At 65.6% G+C, this 16,374-nt stretch carries 11 protein-coding genes; 1 reads left to right on the forward strand and 10 read right to left on the reverse strand.

Annotated features, from left to right (window positions below; all coding sequences use genetic code 11):
• Window positions 1-3 precede the first annotated feature (3 nt).
• The 3 genes from AAN986_RS03360 to AAN986_RS03370 form a co-directional block, all read right to left on the reverse strand.
• Entirely contained in the window at window positions 4-864 is an 861-nt protein-coding gene (locus AAN986_RS03360; protein ID WP_047218439.1) for a hypothetical protein, read from the reverse strand.
• Between the two features lie 181 nt (window positions 865-1,045).
• A complete protein-coding gene (locus AAN986_RS03365) occupies window positions 1,046-2,374 on the reverse strand; it encodes an MFS transporter (RefSeq protein WP_047218440.1) in 1,329 nt (442 codons plus the stop codon).
• Window positions 2,375-2,422: 48 nt separating this feature from the next.
• The gene (locus AAN986_RS03370) at window positions 2,423-4,075 is read right to left on the reverse strand and encodes a choline dehydrogenase (RefSeq protein WP_047218441.1); all 1,653 of its coding nucleotides are present in this window, start codon (window positions 4,073-4,075) and stop codon (window positions 2,423-2,425) included.
• Window positions 4,076-4,240: 165 nt separating this feature from the next.
• On the opposite strand from AAN986_RS03370, the gene AAN986_RS03375 reads away from it, so the two are divergent.
• Window positions 4,241-5,041 carry an IclR family transcriptional regulator gene (locus AAN986_RS03375; protein WP_047218442.1) on the forward strand — a complete coding sequence of 267 codons (801 nt, stop codon included), beginning with the start codon at window positions 4,241-4,243 and terminating at the stop codon, window positions 5,039-5,041.
• A gap of 134 nt (window positions 5,042-5,175) precedes the next feature.
• Here the strand turns inward: AAN986_RS03375 and AAN986_RS03380 are convergent, their stop codons facing one another.
• From AAN986_RS03380 to AAN986_RS03410, 7 genes are all read right to left on the reverse strand, one after another.
• On the reverse strand, window positions 5,176-6,462 hold the full coding sequence (locus tag AAN986_RS03380) for a TRAP transporter large permease (protein ID WP_047218443.1): 1,287 nt from the start codon (window positions 6,460-6,462) through the stop codon (window positions 5,176-5,178).
• 158 nt (window positions 6,463-6,620) lie between these two features.
• A complete protein-coding gene (locus tag AAN986_RS03385) occupies window positions 6,621-7,136 on the reverse strand; it encodes a TRAP transporter small permease (RefSeq protein ID WP_013800419.1) in 516 nt (171 codons plus the stop codon).
• Window positions 7,137-7,313: 177 nt separating this feature from the next.
• Window positions 7,314-8,300 carry a TRAP transporter substrate-binding protein gene (locus AAN986_RS03390; protein ID WP_016450058.1) on the reverse strand — a complete coding sequence of 329 codons (987 nt, stop codon included), beginning with the start codon at window positions 8,298-8,300 and terminating at the stop codon, window positions 7,314-7,316.
• Between the two features lie 297 nt (window positions 8,301-8,597).
• Window positions 8,598-10,100 carry a sodium/proline symporter PutP gene (gene putP / locus AAN986_RS03395; protein WP_047218444.1) on the reverse strand — a complete coding sequence of 501 codons (1,503 nt, stop codon included), beginning with the start codon at window positions 10,098-10,100 and terminating at the stop codon, window positions 8,598-8,600.
• A 79-nt stretch (window positions 10,101-10,179) separates the two neighbouring features.
• Entirely contained in the window at window positions 10,180-14,217 is a 4,038-nt protein-coding gene (gene putA, locus AAN986_RS03400) for a trifunctional transcriptional regulator/proline dehydrogenase/L-glutamate gamma-semialdehyde dehydrogenase (RefSeq protein ID WP_047218445.1), read from the reverse strand.
• Window positions 14,218-14,399: 182 nt separating this feature from the next.
• Window positions 14,400-15,407, reverse strand: a complete 1,008-nt coding sequence (locus AAN986_RS03405) for a fimbrial protein (protein WP_082138090.1) — start codon at window positions 15,405-15,407, stop codon at window positions 14,400-14,402.
• Between the two features lie 143 nt (window positions 15,408-15,550).
• Window positions 15,551-16,339: a hypothetical protein gene (locus AAN986_RS03410; protein WP_156179829.1), complete on the reverse strand. Its 789-nt coding sequence runs from the start codon at window positions 16,337-16,339 to the stop codon at window positions 15,551-15,553.
• Window positions 16,340-16,374 lie beyond the last annotated feature (35 nt).

Consider the following 16,374-nt stretch of genomic DNA (forward strand, 5'->3'; position numbering starts at 1 on the left):
GCGTCACTCCTGCTCAGCTGGCAGAGGTGCGGCGTTGAAGGATAGGTTTTCGATGTGCTCGTGCAGCGCGGTATACACAGGCTCCGCAGGCGCCGAATTCTCGTAGACGATGCCCGTGCCCACATCTTGGGGCGTGGTCAACCGCTTGATGACCAGGCGCTGGTTGGGGCGGTTGCCATTGGTGCTGGACGTGCCCTCGCCATCGTTGACGCTGTAAACGAAGCGGTAGCTGCGCAGGATCTGGCCAGAGCTGTTGATCCACACACACAGCGTTTCACCTGCCAGTGCGCCGCGGACCTGGTGCTCGCAGCCGAACAGGCCATCTCCGCTGGTCATGAGGCCGTTGCCGTTGGAAGTGGCGCTGGTCTGGCGTGTCAATTCCACGCCCAGGGTCTGAAGCCCCTCGGAACCGATCGAAGTCATGGTCCAGATGCCCCGTAGACTGGATGCCACGGCGGGGTAACCGAAGTTGAAACGCGAAATCGCCACTTCCTGCTCACCGGGCAGCGTGATGAAACCCGAAACGCCGCTGGTGAAGCGCATGCTGACCTGGCCCATATTGCGGTCTTCGGTGCCCGACAGAGGGCCGCTGCCCAGATAGCGGCCACCCGTATAGCGCATCAGCGGCGCTGAAAAACGGTTGTTGGTCAAGGCGCCCGACGTCATGTAGAAGCTCGGCTGCCCGCTGGGCTCGTAGGCATACATCTGCATGACCAGGGTGCCGTTCTGCGCATCAAGGGCGAGTCCGCGACCCGGCTTGCCGTTGAGTTCGGAAGTCACGACCCAGGTGCCATTGCTGGGCATGAATGCGTGCGCCAGGCCGCAGCCCAGCAAGATGGCTGCTGCCAATGCTTTCTTGAACATGGTCCCTCTCTGTCTGATTAAGAAAATGCATGGGCATTCTAGCCATCGTCTTTACAAAGAGAAACAGTGCGATGGTTTTGAGTGGTTTTTTGCTGGAGTCCCTGAAATGGGTTCGTACGCCGGAAATGTGTTTTCCGGCGTGCGTATTCAACTTTCTTGAAAGCGCCCGAGTTCCATCCATTCACAGGCCTGCCCTGGCATTGCCCACGGGCCGAAAGGCGCGGGCACCCTGCCCATCCCGCCCTATTGCCCAGGCACACCAGGCCGATACCGCTCCCGCAAACACCACATACAGGCACACCAGCCACGGGCTGCCACCGGCCGTCTTGACCAGCGCCGTCGCAATGATGGGCGTGATGCCGGACGCGAAAATGCCCGAGAACTGGTAGACAAAGGAAATGCCGGTGTAGCGCACCTTGGCGTCGAACAGGTCGCAGAAGAGGGCGGCTTCGGGGCCGTAGACCGCCGCGTAGAGAATGCCGAAGGGCACGACGATGGCGATCCATATCAGCAGCACATTGCCGCCGCTGTGGGCCATGAGCCAGAAGGCCGGGAAGGCAGAGACCGCGGTGATCAGCGATCCCCACAGATACACGCGGCTGCGGCCCATGCGGTCGGACAGGCGGCCGAACAGCGGAATCGTGAAGCACATCACCACGGCGGCGACCATCACGCCGATCAATGCATCGGTGCGGCTGATCTGCAGGGTGGAGGTCAGGTAGCTGATCGAGAACACGCCGAAGACGTTGAAGAAAACGCCGTCGATATAGCGTGCGCCCATGCCCTTGAGCACATTGCCGGGGTAGCGCCGCATCATGTCCATGAAGGGAATCGCGGTCTCGGCATTGCGTGCCTTGACGGCCGCGAATTCGGGCGTCTCCTTCACATGCAGGCGGATGTACATGCCCACGGCCACCATCAGGCCCGAGATCAGGAACGCGACGCGCCAGCCCCAGGCCATGAATTGCTCCTCGGTGCACAGCCAGGACAGCAGGGCCACCACGCCCGAGGCCATGAACAGGCCGATGGCCAGGCCCACCTGGGGCAGGGAGGCATAGAAGCCCCGCTTTTCCTTGGGCGCGTATTCGTAGGCCATGAGCACGGCACCGCCCCATTCGCCGCCCAGGCCTATGCCCTGGGCCACGCGCAGCAGCAGCAGCAGGATGGGCGCGGCCACGCCGATCTGCGCATGCGTGGGCAGCAGGCCGATCAGGAAGGTGGACACGCCCATGATCATCAGCGTGACCACCAGGATGCTCTTGCGTCCCACGCGGTCGCCGAAGTGCCCGAAGATCACCCCGCCCAGCGGCCGCGTGACAAAGCCCACGGCAAAGGTGGTGTAGGCCAGCAGCGTGGAGATCAGCGGATCGTCGCTGGGAAAGTACAGCTTGCTGAACACGATGCCGGCGACCACGCCGTACAGGAAGAAGTCATACCACTCGATGGTTGCGCCGATGAGCGCGGAGGTCACCACCTTGCGGATGACCCTGGGATCGGTTGCCGTCGTCATGCTGTCTCCTGGTTGTCTGTCGCATTGCCGGGATGCAGGAACGGGCAGTCATGCGACCTTGAGCTGCCCTGTCTCTCCGTGCCTGTCTTCGCGAACCATGTCGGCGGCCTTCTCGGCCATCATCACCACGGGCGCATTGGTGTTGCCCGAGACCAGGGTGGGCATGACCGAGCAATCGACCACGCGCAGCCCGGCCATGCCATGCACGCGCAGCCGCGCATCGACCACGGCCAGGGCATCGCTGCCCATGCGGCAGGTGCCGCTGGGGTGGAAGATGGTGGCGCCGTGGTTGCGGCAGAACTCCAGCAGCTCCGCATCGCTGTGCGCATCGGGGCCGGGCTTGACCTCGCGCTTCACGAAGGGGCGCATGGCCGGCGTGTCGGCAATGGCGCGTGCCGCGCGCACGGCCGCCACGTTGGTGCGGCGGTCCAGGTCGGTGGCCAGGTAGTTGGGCTGGATGGAAGGCGGCTCGAAGGCATCGCGCGAGCGGATGCGCAACTGCCCGCGTGACTCGGGCCGCAGCTGGCAGACCGACATGGTGAAGCCCGAGTACGGATGGACCTGCCCCCCTGCCATGTCGGCCGACAGCGTGGAGACGTGGAACTGGATGTCGGGCGTGGCGGCCACGGGCCGGCCCTGCTCGTCCCTGAGCGCACGCATGAAGCAGCCGCCCTGGTTGATGCCCACGGCCAGCGCGCCCGAGCGGAACAGCAGCCATTCCAGCCCCAGCCTGGTCCTGCCCACCCAGGAATTGAGCTGGTCATTGGTGGTGATGGGCTGGCTGCATTCGTAGCCCAGGCGTATCTGAAGATGGTCCTGCAGGTTCTCGCCCACGCCCGGCAGATCGTGCACCACGGGAATCCCCAGGGACTGCGACAGCGCGGCCGGGCCTATGCCCGACAGTTGCAGCAGCTGCGGCGACTGGATGGCGCCTGCCGACAGAATCACTTCGGCCCGCGCCTGGGCCTGGCGCTCCTGCCCGCCTTGCCGGTAGCGGATGCCGGTGGCGCGCCGGCCGCGCAGCACCAGCTGCGTGGCCATGGCATCGGTCTCTATGCGCAGATTGGGGCGGCGCCGGGCCTCGCCCAGATAGGCCTTGGCCGTGCTGCAGCGCAGGCCCTTGTGGGTGGTGAGCTGGTAGTAGCCTGCGCCCTCCTGGTCGCGGCCGTTGAAATCCTCGGTGCGGGGCACGCCGACCTGGCCTGCCCCGGCAATGAAGGCCTCGATCAGCGGATGCTGTGCGCCGATGTCCGAGACCTTGAGCGGCCCGTCCGCGCCATGGCCCGGGAAGGCGCCGCGCGCATTGCCTTCGGACTTCACAAAGTAGGGCAGCACCTCCTCATACGACCAGCCCGCATTGCCCAGCGCCGCCCAGTGGTCGTAGTCCTCGCGCTGGCCGCGCACGTAGATCAGGCCGTTGATCGAACTGCTGCCGCCCAGCGTGCGGCCGCGCGGCCAGTAGATGCGCCTGCCGTTCATGTTGGGGTCCGGGTCGGTCTCGAACTTCCAGTTGTAGACGGGGCTCCACATGGTCTTGCCGTAGCCGATGGGCAGGTGGATCCAGGGCGAGCGGTCCGGCGGGCCTGCCTCCAGCAGCAGCACCCGCGTGGCCGGGTCCTCGGACAGGCGCGCGGCCAGCACGCAGCCGGCAGAGCCTGCTCCCACGATCACGTAGTCATAGCTGTCGATGGGGTCCGGCATGCAGTGGCTCCTTTTGAGTTTCTTTTGAAGGAACTATTTGTTCCTTTGGATGAAACTTATTCGTTGCCGCCGTGGACCGCAACCCCGCGCAAACCCTTGCCGCCTCCTGGCGATCAGGCATGATCGAAAGCGTTTCCGGCCTTTCACACGACACGACACCGCCCCATGCCGCCATCCCTTGCCAGCGCTGCCCCGGACCACACCCCTGCACGGCAGGACGAAGCGAACTCGGTCTCCGATCGCTCCCTGGCCGTGCTCGATTTCGTGACCCAGGCCGAGGCCCCGCCGGGCCTCATGGACATCGCAGCCGCGCTCAACCTGCCCAAGGCCACGGCCTCGCGCCTGTGCTCCCACCTGGAGGCGCGGCAATGGCTGCTGCGCCATGAGGGTGACCGCAGCTTCTCCCCGGGCCCCAAGCTGCTGAGCCTGGCCGTGCGCGCCCTGCAAGCCGACCCGCGGCAGGCCCTGCGCCATGAGCTGCTGTCCCAGCTGGTGGCCCGTCTGGGCGAGACCTGCAACCTCACCGTGCTGGACGGCACGCGCGTGCGCTACCTGGACCGTGTCGAGACCCACTGGCCGCTGCGCATCCAGCTGGAGGCCGGATCGATGGTGCCCATCCACGCCACGGCCAGCGGCAAGCTGTTCCTGGCCCATATGCCTGCGGCCCGGCGCGCCGCCATTCTGGACAGCGTGGAACTCACCGCCTGCACGGCCAACACGCTGACCACGCCCGAGGCGCTGTCACATGAGTGCGCGCGCATCGTGCGCGAAGGCCACTCCTGCGACCGCGAGGAATTCATGCGCGGCATGATCGCCGTGGCCGTGCCCGTGCGCGATGCCAAGGGCCAGTGCCGCGCCACGCTGGCCGTGCATGCGCCCGAGGCGCGCATGCCGCTGGCGCAGGCGCTGGAGGGCCTGCCGCACCTGAAGGAAACGGCCCAGCGCATGGCCGGCCTGCTCTTCTGAGGCGCTGGGCACCCCGGAAAAAAGGCCCCCACGCTACCCTTGCTGCGCAAGGTCCGCTGCCCACCAGGGGGGCGCTTTATGCCTTGGGGCGGCCAGGCGGCAAAAAAAAGGGCCTCACTCGGAGGCCCTTTTCGTCACTGGAAGCCCAGCGTATGCGGCAACCAGGTGGACAGCGCGGGGATGAAGGTCAGCAGGCACAGCACCACGAAGTGCGCCAGCAGGAACAGCGGCATCTCGCGCGTGAGATCGGTGATGGACACGCGCGTGGCCACCGAGGTCACGAACAGCAGCCCGCCAACGGGCGGCGTGATCATGCCCAGCGTCAGGTTCACGATCACCACCATGGCGAAGTGCGTGGGATCGATGCCCAGGCTGAACGCAATGGGCGCCAGGATGGGCACCAGGATCATCACGCCGGGCAGTGGCTCCATGAAGATGCCGAACACCAGCAGCAGGATGTTCACCGCGATCAGGAACAGGGTGGGCGACAGCTCCCAGCTCACGATCAGCTCGGACAGGTACTGCGGAATGCCCTCCACCGTCAGCACCCAGGCAAAGGCCGCCGAAGTCGCCATCACCAGCAGCACCGAGGCCGTCAGCATGGCCGAGCGCGCCGCAATGCCCGGCAGCGCCGACCACTGCAGTGTGCGGTACACCCACTTGCCGCAGACCAGGGCGTAGAACACGGCCACCACCGAAGCCTCGGTGGGCGTGAAGATGCCGAAGCGGATGCCCACCACGATGAGCACGATCAGCATCAGCGCGGGAATCGCCTTGAAGCTGTTGATCCACATCGTGCGGCCGTCGGGGCGCGGCTCGGTGGAGCGGTAGTCGCGCTTCTTGCACACCCACCAGTTCACGGCGGCCATGGCCAGCGCGATCAGGATGCCGGGGATGAAGCCGGCCATGAACAGCCCGCCCACCGACACGTTCTCATCCTGCAGCGCGTAGATGATCATGCTCACCGACGGCGGAATGATGGGTCCCACGATGGCCGTGCTGGCCGTCAGCGCCGCCGCGTAGGAGCGCGCGTAGCCGGCCTTGTCCATCATCTTGACCATCATCGAGCCGGGGCCGGCCGCATCGGCCAGGGCCGAGCCCGAAATGCCCGAGAACAGCGTCAGCGACAGCACATTGGCATAGCCCAGGCCGCCGCGCAGATGGCCCACGAACTGCGCGGCAAAGCGCAGCAGCACATGCGTGAGCGCCCCGCCCGACATCAGCTCGGCCGCCAGGATGAAGAAGGGCACGGCCATCAGCGGAAAGCTGTCTATGCCCGTGAACATCTCCTTGAACACGATGAGCTGCGGATAGCGGCCCCCCACGAAGACGGCCAGCGCGGCGGAGATCGCCAGCGCGAAGGCCACCGGAAAGCCCAGCGTGAGCAGGACGATGATGGCGATGAAAAGCGTGATACCCATGATGTGCGTTCGAATCAGTTATTCATGGCAGAGCGATGGAACTGACACGCTCCAAGGCAGGAGACACCAAGCAAGGGCCTGGGCCGGCCGCGCCGCCCCGCAGCGAGGGTGTCGTCCCCTGGGGGAAGGCGCGCAGCGACTGCAGCGACTCAGGGGGGTCATATGGATGCGGCTGCGTCGGCATCCATCTCGTCGGATTCGGCGAACGAGCCGTCTGCGATATAGCCGCGCGCAATGAACAGCAGATGCACCAGCATCAGCACGAAGCCCACGGGCATGGCCGCGTAGACGAAGGAGATGGGAATGTCCGTGGCCGCCGTGGTCTGGAAGCGCGTGGCCCAGACGTACTGCGACGAGGCCACCGCCATCACCGCGCAGAACAGGCCCACGCCCAGCACCACGAGGCGGCGCAGCCACTGCGCCTTGCGCGTGCCCACCGAGCGGTGCAGGTTGTCGATGGCCACATGGCCACCGAAGCGCAGGACCAGGCCCGCGCCCAGGAAGGTGACCCAGATCATCATGTGCCGGGCCACTTCCTCGGCCCAGACAATGGAGTCGCCCGTGGTGTAGCGCAGCACCACATTGGCAAACACGATGCAGGCCATGGCCAGCAGCAGCACGATCAGCAGCCAGCGGTTGCAGGCCACAAGGGCGCGTTCGATTCGGTTGAGCATAGGAGTGGGCGAGGGCAGGAGGGCAGGGGCGAAAAAGCCGCAAGAGCCGCGATAGCGGCAAGGGCCGGGCTGCCGCCGGAGGTCAGATCATCGGCGCGGGCGCCGTGCGGGGCCACAGGTGTTGCCCGCAGCAGGTCGCCCTGCATTGCGGGCCGCAGCCCGCAATGCCTCAGGGGATTACTTGGCGTTGGCGATGGTGTCCAGCGTCTTCTGGCCGAACTTCTTCGCGTATTCCTTGTAGGCGGGCTCCAGCGCCGTGCGGAAGGCGGCCTGGTCCACCTTCTCCACCACCTGCATGCCGTGGCTCTTGGCTTCTTCCACGCCCTTCTTCTCCACCGTGTCCACGAACACGCGCGAAGCGATGGCGCCCGACTTGGCGCCCTGCGTGAAGGCCGCCTTCTGGCTGTCGTTCAGCGTGCCCCAGAACGAGGGCGACACCAGCAGGGCCATGGGCGCGTACACGTGGGCGGTCAGCGTCAGGTGCTTTTGCACCTGCCACAGCTTGGCCGAGGCCAGCACCGAGATCGGGTTCTCCTGGCCGTCGATCGTGCCCTGCTGCAGCGCACCGATCACTTCGGGCCAGGACATGGGCGTGGGCGATGCGCCCAGCGTGCGGAAGGCCGTGATGTGCACGGGGTTCTCGGTCACGCGGATCTTCAGGCCCTTGAGATCGGCCACGCCGTTGACGGCGTGCTTGTTGTTGGACAGGTGGCGAAAGCCCTGCTCGCCCCAGGCCAGCGCGACCAGGCCGCGCTTGCTGAACTTGGCCAGCAGCTCCTGGCCGAAGGCGCCGTCCAGCACGGCGCGCGCATGCTGCGTGTCGCGGAACAGGAAGGGAATGTCCACCACGCCCACATCGGGCACGAAGTTGCTGATGGCGCCCGTGGAGACGATGGCCGCCTCCACCGTGCCCAGCTGCAGGCCCTCGATCAGCTCGCGTTCGCCGCCCAGGGCGGACGCGGGGAACTGCTTGAACTTGTAGGCGCCGTTCGTGCCCTTTTCCACCGCATCGGCCCAGGCCTGGGCAGCCGCGCCGTAGTGCGAATTCACGGCCAGGGCGTAGCCCACCTTGACCTCCTTGGTCTGGGCCAGTACGGCGCCAGCCGAGGCAGCCGCCATGGCGGCCACGCAGGTCGAAAGAAGGGTGCGGCGGATCATTTGCATAGCGGCAGTCTCACTTGTTGTGTGTTGGAAAAATGGCCCCCACGCTCTCCTTGCAGGGCAAGGTCCGCGGTCCCCCGCAGGGGGCCGCTTTTCATCCTGGGGCGGCCCGGCGATGAAAAAAGAGCCCCTGGATTGTAGTGACCACTCCCCTTGTGGCGACCACGTACAAAGCGCTCGTCATGTGCGTTGAGGTGCATCTGATTTGGCGATGTCATAGGTGCTGAAATGACAAACGCCCGATGCGCGCAAGCGTCATCGGGCGTCGGGTTCAGGCGGAGCGGGTCAGCTCATTGCCACTCAGCGTGCCCCGATCCGCTCGAACTCGTTCTCCACCGCCGCATGCGCCTTCAGGATGCTTTGCGAAGGCGCAGGGCCCATGCGGCTGACGACCACCGTGGCCAGCCAGGCCAGGATGAAGCCGGGGATGATCTCGTACAGGCCCAGCCAACCGAACTGCTTCCACACCAGCACCGTCACGGCGCCGGTGATGATGCCGGCCAGCGCGCCGCCGCGCGTCATGCGGCTCCAGAACAGCGACAGGATGATCACCGGGCCGAAGGCGGCGCCGAAGCCGGCCCAGGCGTAGCTGACCATGCCCAGCACCTTGGAGTCGGGGTTGCTGGCGATGGCGATGGCGATCAAGGCCACCAGCAGCACCATGGCACGGCCGATCCAGACCAGTTCGATCTGGCTGGCGTTCTTGCGCAGGAAGGTGCGGTAGATGTCTTCGGTCAGCGCGCTGGAGCACACCAGCAGCTGGCACGACAGCGTGCTCATCACGGCCGCCAGGATGGCCGCCAGCAGTGCGCCCGAGATCCAGGGGTTGAACAGCTGCTTGGTGATCTCCATGAACACCGTCTCGGCATTGGCGTTCACGGCGGCCGCGCCAGCGGGGTTGGCCGCGAAGTAGGGGATGCCGATGAAGCCCACGGCCACGGCGCCGGCCAGGCACAGGATCATCCAGGTCATGCTGATGCGGCGGGCCGAGGGAATGGTCTGCACCGACGATGCCGCCATGAAGCGCACCAGGATGTGCGGCTGGCCGAAGTAGCCCAGGCCCCAGGCCAGCAGCGAGACCACGCCCACGAAGCTGGCGCCACGGAACAGGTCGAACTTCTCTGCCGCCACGATGGCGTGCAGGTCCTGGCCCGGCTGCAGATGGCCCTGCACGGCCAGCCAGGCGATCACGGGCGCCAGGATCAGGGCCGTGATCATCAACGATGCCTGGATGGTGTCCGTCCAGCTCACGGCCAGGAAGCCGCCGATGAACACATAGGCGATGGTGCACAGCGCGCCCACCCACAGGGCCGTGCTGTAGGGCATGCCGAACATGTTCTCGAACAGGCGCGCGCCCGCCACCACGCCCGAGGCGCAGTACAGCGTGAAGAACACCAGGATCACCACGGCCGTCACGATGCGCAGCACGCTGGAGTGGTCCTCGAAACGGTTGGCCAGGTAGTCGGGCAGCGTCAGCGCATTGCCGGCACGCTCGGTGTACAGGCGCAGCCGCGCCGCCACCAGGCGCCAGTTCAGGTAGGCGCCCAGGATCAGGCCGATGGCGATCCAGGCTTCCGACAGGCCGGACAGGTAGATGGCTCCGGGCAGGCCCATCAGCAGCCAGCCACTCATGTCCGAGGCACCGGCCGACAGCGCCGTCACGAAGCTGCCCAGGCTGCGGCCGCCCAGGATGTAGTCGGAAAGATTCTTGGTGCTGAAGTAGCCGATGGCGCCGATGCCGAGCATGGCGACCAGGTAGATGGCGAACATGATCGCCGTCGGGTCGTTCCAGTTGAATTGCATTGAAGTGTCCTGCGTTGGTCGTGTTTTTTCGGGTGGTGCGGGGCGCTTGCCAGGGGCCGGTTGTGCCGGCCCCGGCGGTTCAAGCCATGGTCATCAGTTGAGCGTTTCCGCCTGCGGCAGCGGTATTGGTGCTGATGGATTGCTCGTGGAACAGCGCGGCCAGGTCATAGCCGCGGCCCGCGTGCAGCTCGTCGCTGTTGCGGCTTTCCACGCGCACCAGGGCGCCGTCGCGCGCGGCGACCTGGGCGCAGACCTGCAGCAGGGCGTCGCCATCGCCCTCGAACAGCAAGGCCGCCATGGGCGCTGCCGAATCGCCCAGGGAGTCGGCGCTGGCGCTGTGCAGCCATGGCACACCGGCATCGCCCGCAGCGGCGCGCAGCGCCTGCCAGGTGGCGGCGCAGCCGCTGTCGGAGCCTGTTCCGTTGTCGGGCAGTACCGCATGGCAGGCGTTGCCGCTGGCCAGGGCTGCTGCCACCTGGGCCACCAGGCCCAGCGGCGTGCGCGGCAGTGCCCAGACGGGGCCGCGCGGCAGCAGGCGGTAGCGGTTGGATTCGCCCGTGGGGCCGGGCAGCGGCATGGCCGCGTCCAGGCGCGATGCGGAGGCTGCCGCGTCGCAGGCGGCCAGGGCCTGCACCTGCTCGTCGGCGGACATGGCATCCGGCGGCGCCTTGGACAGTGTCTCGCGCAGCAGGCCCAGCAGCTGCAGCGGCGCCTGGGCAGGCGACTCCGCCCGTGCGAAGACCGACAGCGCCGCGCTGGCAGGCCCCTGCACCAAGCGGTGCAGATACAGCGGGCCGCCGGCCTTGGGGCCCGTGCCCGACAGGCCCATGCCGCCAAAGGGCTGCACGCCCACCATGGCGCCGATCACATTGCGGTTCACATAGATGTTGCCCGCATGCACGCGCTGGGTGAGGTGGGCAATGGTCTCGTCGATGCGGCTGTGCACGCCGAAGGTCAGGCCGTAGCCGGTGGCGTTGATGCCATCGACCAGCGCGTCCAGCTGCTCACGCCTGAAGCGGATCACGTGCAGCACGGGGCCGAAGACCTCGCGCTGCAGGCGCTCCGTGCTGTCGATCTCGATGAGGGCAGGTGCCACATAGTGTCCGTTGAGCACGCCGTCCTTGCGCTCCACGCGGGTGACCTTCTGGCCCGCTGCGGCCATCTGCTCTATGTGCTCCTCGATCTGGCGGCGTGCCGCGTCGTCGATCACGGGGCCCACATCGGTGCTCAGGCGGTCGGGGTTGCCCAGCGTCCACTCCTGCAGCGCATCGCGCAGCATGGTCAGCGTGCGGTCGGCCACCTCTTCCTGCAGGCACAGCAGACGCAGGGCAGAGCAGCGCTGGCCGGCCGAATCGAAGGCCGAGGCCAGCACATCGGCCACCACCTGCTCGGCCAGGGCCGAGGAGTCCACCACCATGGCGTTCTGGCCGCCGGTCTCGGCAACCAGCGCAATGGGGCGGCCTGCGGGCGACAGGCGGCGCGACAGCTGGCGCGCAATCAGGCGTGACACCTCGGTGGAGCCCGTGAACATCACGCCGGCCACCAGCGGATGCGCCACCAGGGCGGCGCCCACGGTCTCGCCCGCACCGGGCACCAGCTGCAGCGCATCGCGCGGCACGCCGGCCTCGTGCAGCAGGGCCACCATGGCGGCGGCCGTCAGCGGGGTCTGCTCGGCGGGCTTGGCCAGCACGGTATTGCCGGCAGCCAGGGCTGCGGCCACCTGTCCGCAGAAGATGGCCAGCGGAAAATTCCAGGGGCTGATGGCCAGCACCACGCCCAGCGGGCGCTGCGTGGCGTTGTCGAAATGCGCAGCCACCTGGGCGCCGTAATAGCGCAGGAAGTCCACCGCCTCGCGGATCTCGGCCACCGCGTTGGGCAGGGTCTTGCCGGCCTCTCGCATGATCAGGCCCATCAGCGGCTGGCTGCGCTGCTCCAGCAGGTCGGCGGCGCGGGCCAGCGCATCGGCGCGGGCGGCGGCAGGCGTGCCGGCCCAGATCGGCGCGGCCTGGGCGGCGCGGGTGGCGCAGGCCTCGGCCTCGGCAGCGGTGGCCTCGCGCACCCAGCCCACGATGTCGGACAGCTCGGCCGGATTGCGCATGGCCTGCCAGCCCTCGGCACGCGCCGGGTCGGCAGGCAGGTCGGCCTCTGCGGGCGCGGCCAGATAGGTCTGGCGCGTGCTGTGCAGCAGTGCGGCGGCCAATGAGGCCAGCTGCTGCTCGTGCGCCAGATTCAGGCCCTGGGAATTGGCGCGGGCCTGCGCGTCTTTCTCGCCCTGCCGTGCAAACAGGTCGGCCGGCAGTGCAATGCGCGGGTGCGGCGCACCCAGCCGGCCTTCAACACGGGCGATCTTCATCACCTCGTCCACCGGGTCGGCCACCAGCTCGGAGACCGGCACGGAGGCGTCGCCGATGCGGTTCACGAACGAGGTGTTGGCACCGTTTTCCAGCAGGCGGCGCACCAGATAGGCCAGCAGCGTCTCATGGCTGCCCACGGGCGCATAGATGCGGCAGGGGCGGGCCAGCTTGCCTTCGGAGGCCGGGCCCGTCACCTGTGCGTACAGCGGCTCGCCCATGCCGTGCAGGCACTGGAACTCGTACTGGCCGCTGTAGTAGCTGCCGCCCACAGCCTGGGCCATGTGGTAGATGCTGGCCAGCGTCTGCGCGTTGTGCGTGGCGAACTGGGGGTAGACGGCGTCGGGCGCATCCAGCAGCTTGCGCGCGCAGGCCAGGTAGCTCACGTCCGTATAGACCTTGCGCGTATAGACGGGGTAACCGGCCTGGCCGCCTTCCTGGGCGCGCTTGATCTCGCTGTCCCAATAGGCGCCCTTGACCAGCCGCACCATCAGGCGGCGGCGGCTGCGGCGGGCCAGGTCCACCAGGTGGTCCAGCACCTGCGGGCAGCGCTTTTGATAGGCCTGCACCACGAAGCCTATGCCGTTCCAGCCCTTGAGCGAGGGCGCCGCGCACAGCGACTCCAGCAGGTCCAGCGACAGCTCCAGCCGGTCGGCCTCTTCGGCATCGATGTTCATGCCGATGTCGTACTGCTTGGCCATCTCGGCCAGCCGCAGCACGCGCGGCAGCAGCTCGGCCATCACACGCTCGTACTGCGCGCGGCTGTAGCGCGGGTGCAGGGCCGACAGCTTGATGGAGATGCCCGGCCCCTCGAAGATGCCGCGCCCGTTGGACGCCGCGCCGATCGCGTGGATGGCCTGCTCGTAGGCCTGCAGGTAGCGCTGCGCATCCGCCTCGGTGGCGGCCGCCTCGCCCAGCATGTCGTAGCTGTAGCGAAAGCCCTGCTTTTCATAGGCGCGGCTGTTGGCCAGCGCCTCGGCGATGTCCTGGCCCGTCACGAACTGCTCGCCCATCAGCTTCATGGCGCGGTGCACGCCCTGGCGGATCAGGGGCTCGCCGCCCTTGCCGATCACGCGCGTCAGCGCCGAAGACAGGTTCTTCTCGCTGCTGGTGGATGTGAGCTTGCCCGTCAGCACCAGGCCCCAGGCCGCCGCGTTCACGAACAGCGAGGGCGAGCGGCCCACATGGGCGCGCCAGTCGCCCTTGCTGATCTTGTCGCGGATCAGCGCATCGCGCGTGGCACGGTCGGGAATGCGCAGCAGCGCCTCGGCCAGGCACATCAGCGCCACGCCTTCCTGGCTGGACAGGGAAAACTCCTGCACCAGCGCCGCCACGCCGCTGCCGGCCGGCGCATCGCGCAGGCCCTGTACCAGCCGGGTCGCCAGCTCGCGCACCCTGTCGGCCTGCTGGGCATCCTGGGCGCGTGCCAGCGGCAGCAGCACGGGCAGGCACTCGGGCTCGGGCCGGTGCCAGGCGGCCGTGATCGCGGCGCGCAGCGGCGTCTGCGGCAGGATGGATTGGGCGAATTCCAGAAAGGGTTGCACCTCTTGCGGGCTGCTGGGTTGCGCTTCTTCCAGCGCCACATCGCCCTGGCTGTCGCCCGCGCTGGACAGCCGGATGGTGGTCGCGCCGCGCTCCAGGGCATCGACGTACTGGACAACCGCCTGCTTGATCAGCCAGTGCGGTGTGCGCCCTATCTGCTGGGCGGCGATGCGGATGCGCTCGCGCAGAGCGTCATCAACCTTGATGCCTACGGTGGTGGACATGGTGTGCCAGTGAGGAATGGAAGAGGTGGGAAATGCGAATGGAGATGCACCATGAAGAAGACATGGTGCAACCTTGCTTGGTTGAAATGTCGCAGAGGTTGCGACGTTTTTGGACTGGGGTTAACCCTTTTGTCTCGTGGCCCAAGCCGATACCGCCGTGTTACGGCCGTGCTGCGACCGGCCTACTGGTAGTCGATGGTGAAGGTCGCCAAGGCATTTGCACTGCCACCGCCGCTCACGGTATTCCTGATTTGCCGGTAGCGCGCCTCCAGGTCGATCTGGAAATTTGCCGTGCCCTGCGAAATCGTGCCCGCCTGCCAGCCGTTGGCTGCGCCAAAGCCCTGGATCGCGCCATTTCTCAGCACCTCCACGCCAACGCCGCTGACCTGCGAGCCGGTCAGCGCCAGCACCGAGGGGACTTGCGTGTCCGTCGTGCCCGACAGCGTCACGAAAGGCTTGATCTGGGTGTTCGGGTCGCCGCCGGGGCAGCTCAGCTGGATGGAGAAGGGCACCTTGTCCGTGGTCGCACCCAAACCTGTGAAGCGTGTGTCGGGATGCGTGCCCAGCGGTACGCTGATGCTGTCCGACACCAGCGTGCAGGTGGGATTGATGGGGACCAGGGTGACACCGGAGAAAACGTATTGCGCGGCGAGTGCTCCGGCAATTTTCATTTCCATGTATGGTCCTGCCAGTTGGATATCTCCAAAAATAGTACTGATGGGTCCTGTTTTTATGAATTCTATTGTAATGATGAAATTTTCTCCCTCGGGAATGGGATACGAATTTGTCAGTATGGGCAGTTCGTTGGGAATTGTTCCAATCCCCTTCATCGATATGCGCAATCCTATTCCGGAGACATTGCTGGGGTAGATTCTGACATCAGGTGCTCCGATTCCTGAAAATGAAGGTCTGCTAGCGCCGGAGCAAACCACTTGCGCAATTATTGATGAATGAGTCTTGTTGTTGACTACTGGTTTAATCGGAATTGTTGCAAACACTTTGCCGTTTGGTTCGGAGTTTATGTTGATGGGTAAACTCAGGACCTGATTCACGGGGTAAGATGCAATGTAATGGTTCTTTCCATCAGTGGTCGGATTAGAGTCAGCCGGCATGCAGATTGCTGCATGGGATGCGGAAATGGTGGAAAAAATGATTCCCATGGAAAATGCGAAAAGCTTGTACATATTCATTCTGGTTCTCCATCTGGAATCAAGGCGGCACTTCGAAAGAACAACGTGGCGTCTTGTGCCGTTAGCCCTGGCATGTGCAGGCGCATGGCATCTCTGAGGAGTGCAGCGCCTGCTCCAAGGCCCTCGCAAAGTCAGGCTTGGGATCAGTGGCGGTTGAGCGAAAGCTGGGCGACACTGGAACTTCCCATGACCGGCTTGATGCCTGGCAGTTCATCAGCAAGGCAGGATGGAGCTTTGGCGATCATTTTCGGCAGCCTGCCCTCAGCAGCGGGGCGACCGGAAGAATGGGCGACGGCGGCCGTGGCCGGGTTCTCTGCGCTGAGGCTCGCGGTGCAGAACGGACCGGTCGGAGCGGCGGCCTCACGGTCAAACTGGTATTGGGCGATGACCACGTCGTCGACCTTGTATTGAAGGAAAACCCCTTTGAGGGGCCCTGCCTGTTTGATCGGGCCAATCTTCACCAGATAGATATAGATGGGAGCATCGGACAGTTCCTGGATGGGAAAGTAGCTCTGTATTGCATTGCTTGGGTCGGTCGGAACAGGCATTTTTCTGAAATCTATGCGCAGTCCTATGCCGGGAATGGAGCTCTCATAAGCCCGGTGCTTCTGGTGAAAGGTGCCCACGCCATACCAGCCAGAGGTTTGGTATTTTGCACAGAACATTGCACCCCCTTTCATTCCAGTATATTTCTTGTTGATGATATAAGGGAGAAAGGCGACGCGGCCCACTACACTGCCGATTGCACGAGATTCAATATCAAACGGCAGTGGGACCTCCAGCGTTCTACTGGGCAGGAGGACATAGTGATTTTTGCCATCGTTGATGGAATTGCCGACTCCATCGTTAGAGCAAAAAGCTTGCGCGTGTGCCTGACCTATGGAAAAAATGAAGAGTACTGAGGACAATGCGATGGCACGGGTAATGGTCATGAAAATGCTCCGTTGCTGAATGAAAAGGCGGTTCT

The sequence above is a fragment of the Delftia sp. DS1230 genome (assembly GCF_040112715.1).
Lineage (GTDB): Bacteria > Pseudomonadota > Gammaproteobacteria > Burkholderiales > Burkholderiaceae_C > Comamonas > Comamonas tsuruhatensis.